Annotated in this window: 2 protein-coding genes and 1 pseudogene; 1 reads left to right on the top strand and 2 read right to left on the bottom strand. The window is 72.5% G+C overall.

Annotated features, from left to right (window positions below):
* Positions 1-1,173, top strand: a pseudogene (locus tag AB0J68_RS29665) (amylo-alpha-1,6-glucosidase); the annotation flags it as partial.
* 77 nt (positions 1,174-1,250) lie between these two features.
* Here the strand turns inward: AB0J68_RS29665 and dapB are convergent.
* Both dapB and AB0J68_RS29655 read right to left on the bottom strand, forming a co-directional pair.
* Positions 1,251-2,003, bottom strand: coding sequence for a 4-hydroxy-tetrahydrodipicolinate reductase (dapB, locus tag AB0J68_RS29660; RefSeq protein WP_354857678.1), 753 nt, complete (start codon positions 2,001-2,003; stop codon positions 1,251-1,253).
* Positions 2,004-2,099: 96 nt separating this feature from the next.
* Positions 2,100-3,350: pitrilysin family protein (locus tag AB0J68_RS29655; RefSeq protein WP_363941887.1), on the bottom strand; the 1,251-nt coding region annotated here is incomplete at its 5' end.

Raw genomic sequence — 3,350 nt, 5'->3', positions numbered from 1 at the left:
GAGGCCCCCGGCAAGATCCTGCACGAGCTGCGCGGGCAGGAGTTCGCGCTGCCCGGGAACGGGCTGCGCCTCCCGCCGGCCTACTACGGCACCGTCGACGCCACCATGCTCTGGGTCAACCTGCTGCACGACGCGTGGCGCTGGGGCCTGCCGGCCGAGCAGGTCGAGCCACTGCTGCCGCACCTGGAGGCCGCCCTGCGCTGGCTCGGCGAGCACGCCGACCCCGACGGCGACGGCCTCGTCGAGTACATCGACACCACCGGCCACGGGCTGTCCAATCAGGGCTGGAAGGACTCCGGCGACGCCGTACGGTTCCACGACGGCTCCCTGGCCACCGCGCCCATCGTGCTGGCCGAGGTGCAGGGGTACGCGCACGAGGCGGCGGTGAACGGCGCCGCCCTGCTGGACGCCTTCGGCCGCCCCGGTGGGGACCACTGGCGCGAGCACGCCGCCACGCTGGCCCGCCGGTTCCGGGACACCTTCTGGGTCGACGGCCGGTACGGCCCGCAGCCCGCCCTGGCCCTGGACCGGGACAAGCGCCCCGTCGACTCGCTGACCAGCAACATCGGTCACCTGCTCGGCACCGGCCTGCTCACCGTCGACGAGGAGGCCCAGGTCGCCCGCCTGCTCACCACCGACACGCTGGCCGGCGGCTTCGGACTACGGACGATGTCCACCGACGACGCCGGCTTCAGCCCGCTGTCGTACCACTGCGGTTCGATCTGGACCCACGACACCGCGATCGTGCTCGCCGGGCTGGCCCGCGCGGGGCACCGCGACGCCGCGCTCGGCCTGGCCGAAGGGCTGCTCACGGCGGCCGAGGCGTTCGACTACCGGATGCCGGAGCTGTACGGCGGCGACGACCGGACGCTGCTCGATCGCCCGGTGCCGTACCCGGCGGCGTGCCGGCCCCAGGCGTGGGCCGCGGCGGGCGCGGTGCTGCTGCTCCAGGCCGCGACGGGCCTCTACCCCGACGTGCCGGGCGGCACGGTCCGGCTGACCCCGCTGGCCGGCGCGGAGCTGGGCGCCGTCACGGTCAAGGGCCTCCGCGTGGCCGACACACCGGTGACGGTCGAGGTCGACCGCTCTGGCGAGGCCAGGGTCACCAACCTCCCCACCCCGCTCACCCCAACCCTCCCCACCCAACGCCGCGCAGCGGAACACCCGGCATAGCGGGCGCTGCGGCGGGAGATCTTGGACAGTTTCCGTCAGCTAACGGAAACTGTCCAAGATCTGCGAGGAGGGCGGGGTCAGCCGAGGAGGGGGTCCAGGCCCACCGTGAGGCCGGGGCGGTTGCGCACCGCGCGGACGGCCAGCAGCACGCCCGGCATGAAGGACACCCGGTCGTACGAGTCGTGCCGGATGGTCAGCGTCTCGCCGGTGCCCCCGAAGAGCACCTCCTGGTGGGCGACCAGGCCGGTGGCGCGCACCGCGTGGACGCGTACCCCGTCGATGTCGGCGCCGCGCGCACCCGGCACCTCGTCCTTGGTGGCGTCCGGCACCGGGCCGAGACCGGCTTCGGCGCGAGCCTGGGCGATCTGCCGGGCGGTGTGCGTGGCGGTGCCGCTCGGGGCGTCCAGCTTGCGCGGGTGGTGCTGCTCGATGATCTCGACGGACTCGAAGTGCCGGGCGGCCCGCGCGGCGAACTGCATCATCAGCACCGCGCCGATGCCGAAGTTCGGGGCGATGACCACGCCGACCTCCGGCTTCTCGGCCAGCCAGCCGCGCACCTGCTCCAGCCGCTGCTCGGTGAAGCCGGTCGTGCCGACCACCGCGCTGATGCCCTGCTCGATGGACCACTTGAGATTGTCCATGACGACGTCCGGCGTGGTGAAGTCGACGACCACGTCGGCACCGGAGACGGCGGAACGGCTGTCGCCCTGGTCGATCGACGCCACCAGTTCGAGGTCGTCGGCGGCGTCGACCGCCCTGCAGACCTCGATGCCCATCCGGCCGCGGGCACCGAACACGCCGACGCGGGTCTTCTCCTGCTCGTCAGTCACGCGGCACAACCTATCCCAATCGGGACGTGCCACCGTCGCCGGATCCGGTCCGCTCCACCGACCGGGACGAGTCCCCGGCCCTGCGGGCGACGGGCCTCAGGCGGAGAAGTCGCCCTCGCCGAACGGGCCGACCACGGCCAGCGACATCGGCCGGCTGAGCAGCTCGGCGGCGAGGGTGTTCACGTCCGCGACGCTGACCTCGTCGACCCGCCGGAGCAGCTCGTCCACCGGCATCAGGTCGCCGTAGAGCAGCTCACCCTTGGCCAGCCTGCTCATCCGGGAGCCGGTGTCCTCCAGGCCGAGCACGAACGAGCCCTTGCTCATCCCCTTGCCCCGGGCCACCTCGGCCTCGGTCAACCCGTCGGCGGCCACCCGGGCCAGCTCGGCGCGGGTCAGGGCCAGCACCTCGTCCACCTTGCCCGGCGCGCAGCCGGCGTAGACGGCGAACAGGCCGCTGTCGGCGTACTGGCTGGCGTAGGAGTAGACCGAGTACGCCAGGCCGCGCTGCTCACGGATCTCCTGGAAGAGGCGGCTGGACATGCCCCCGCCGAGGACGTTGTTGAGCACCCCGAGGGCGAAGCGCCGGTCGTCGGTGCGGTCGATGCCGGGGCAGCCCAGCAGGACGTGCGCCTGCTCGGTCTCCTTCGGCTCGACCAGTGTGGTGGCCGGCTTGGTGCGTACCGCCGGAGTGGCCGCGCGGTGTGCGGCCGGTGCGGCCGGGTCGCTGTCCAGTGGCGTGCCGCGCACGGCCTGCCGGACCAGCTTGACCACCGCGGCGTGGTCGAGGTTGCCGGCGGCGGCGATGACGATCTGCGGCGCGGTGTAGCGACCCCGGTAGAAGGACTGGATCTGCTTGCGGGTCATCGGCGTGACGGTCTCCTCGGTGCCGGAGATCAGTCGGCCCAGCGGGTGGTCGCCGTAGACGGCCCGGGCGAAGAGGTCGTGCACCTCGTCACCGGGTTCGTCGTCGTGCATGGCGATCTCCTCCAGGATCACGCCACGCTCGGTCTCCACGTCGGCCGGCTCCAGCAGCGAGTCGGCGACCAGGTCGCACATCACGTCGATCGCCAGCGGCAGGTCCTCGTCCAGCACGCGGGCGTAGTAGCAGGTGTATTCCTTCGTCGTGAAGGCGTTCGTCTCGCCACCCACCGCCTCGATCTGCGAGGAGATCTCCAAGGCGGTGCGCTTGTGGGTGCCCTTGAAGAGCAGGTGCTCCAGGAAGTGCGCGGCACCGGCCTGCGGACGGGTCTCGTCCCGCGAGCCCACCGCCACCCAGATGCCGAAGGAGACGCTGCGCATCGCCGGGATCGCCTGCTCTTCAAGGGCACCCACAAGCGCACCGCCTTG

It is taken from the genome of Micromonospora sp. NPDC049580, assembly GCF_040675595.1.
Classification (GTDB): Bacteria; Actinomycetota; Actinomycetes; order Mycobacteriales; family Micromonosporaceae; genus Micromonospora.
This window is presented reverse-complemented; position numbering and strand designations above follow the sequence as displayed.